Source organism: Vibrio sp. Vb0667 (genome assembly GCF_033391095.1).
This window is the reverse complement of sequence record NZ_JAWPOL010000106.1, coordinates 1-1777: the sequence shown is the minus strand read 5'-3', so window position 1 is coordinate 1777 and position 1777 is coordinate 1. Positions and strand designations below refer to the sequence as shown.

The 1777-nt window shown below is 45.6% G+C and carries 2 protein-coding genes; both read right to left on the bottom strand.

The features are described from left to right. Window positions 1-432, bottom strand: a 432-nt coding sequence (locus tag R8269_RS23750) for a hypothetical protein (protein ID WP_318222721.1), incomplete at its 3' end; no start/stop codon positions are given. A 1-nt stretch (window position 433) separates the two neighbouring features. Continuing rightward, window positions 434-1777 (bottom strand): ATP-binding protein (locus R8269_RS23745; protein ID WP_318222720.1); only part of this gene is annotated, 1344 nt, incomplete at its 5' end.

Here is a 1777-nt window from a genome sequence, read left to right as displayed (position 1 = left end):
CACAAGCCAACGTTGTTTACCCGCATCATCAAGCAGCAACGCCAAATCGACGGATTTATCTGTATCGGCTTCAACTTGCCAAGTAAACGTCACTTCCCACTGATTTTCGCTGTGAGTGCGAGTTTCCAAGTCCCCACCATCAATCATCCACTCGGTAGTACCCTGCTTTATAATCAGAGCCTCAGCAGTCAAATTCGCAGGCAGCTGTTTGTCGCCTTCCAGATACAAAGCACCTTGAATACTCAACTCTTGAACGTCTTGCACAGGTTCTTCCTCAATCGCAGGCATTAAGTTCACCCAAAGATTGCTCTTTAGTTCAACATTCACCTGATTCATCGTAATTTGGCTGCCTTGTTGCCAGTTCACTTGAGGAACAGAACTACAACCTACGAGCGATGCAATAAGTAAGGCTACGGGTGCAAGTTTCTTCATGTTATTTCCTTTGATCTAACCAACTTTTGAGTACCTGAATATCGTTTTGGTATTCATTCTTTATCTCTTCGACCCAGTCAGAAATATTTTCCCACCATGCCGGCATATCCGGGGATTGCGCTTTTTGAGCAACGCTTTGGATACGTTTAAGACCAATAGATCCTGCCGCACCTTTGATTTTATGCGCTTCAGAAACAATGCCATCCTGATCTTTTGCGGTCATGTTTGAGTCTAATACCTCAATGTAATCTGGCATCATGTCTTCAAACATCTTGATGCTGTCGTACACGGGTTTAACGCCGACAATATCCACATAAGACTCTAGCATATCCAGATCCAGTAGATGTGTCTCAATCACAGGAGAAGGCGCCGCTTCTTCCTTGACTTCAGGCTTAACAATCACCGCGGGTTTATCGACTCGATCAACAAAGAACTTATCTATCACTGACTGAATAGCATGCACAGCTAATGGTTTACTGATTGCGTCATCCATTCCATTTTCTAAGTACTCTCGACGATCTTTCATCACGTTCGCCGTTAACGCCACCAACGGAGGTAAGTGGTCATAATGCTCACGGTAGTACTTCGCCACATCAAACCCTGTCATGTCTGGCAGTTGAATGTCCAACAGCGCAAGGTCGTATTGGTCCGGCACAAAGTTGACTAACGCTTCTTCCCCAGTCATCGCGACCGTCACGGAATGCCCCAAACTTTCTAGCAGCGACTTAGCCACCGTCACGTTAAGTTCAATGTCTTCAACCATAAAGATGTTGAGATGCACATTGTCGCGCTTCGCATCGATTACCGGCTCTTCGAGTTCAACAATAGGAACGTGAATCGACACAGTAAAAGTACTACCAAAGCCTTCTTCACTTGTGACCGTAATGTCCCCATCCATCATATTGATCAGTTGTTTCGAAACCGCTAACCCAATGCCTGTACCTACCGCATGCAAGTTGTCTTTGCCCGACTTAACTTGATAGTACATAGCAAAAATCTTATCCAGTTCAGCTTCAGGAATACCGATGCCAGTGTCTTCGACTTCCATAATGATAGTCGCGAAGTCTTCTTCGACATCAGCGCTGACTGTCATTACAACGCCACCTTCTTTGGTGAACTTCATCGCGTTGCTCACTAGATTCCAAATCACCTGGCGTAAACGGGTCGCATCCACCTCGATCGCTTTTGGTAAGTCACTCAAACGTTCTAAGTCGAAACGCAGTCCTTTTTGTTCCGCCATGAGCGCCGAAATACTCTCTATCTCGGCGACAAAGTCTTCAAAGTTCAATGGCGCAGGTAACAGTTCAAGCTTGCGACGGTCGAATTTGTCCATATCGATGATGTC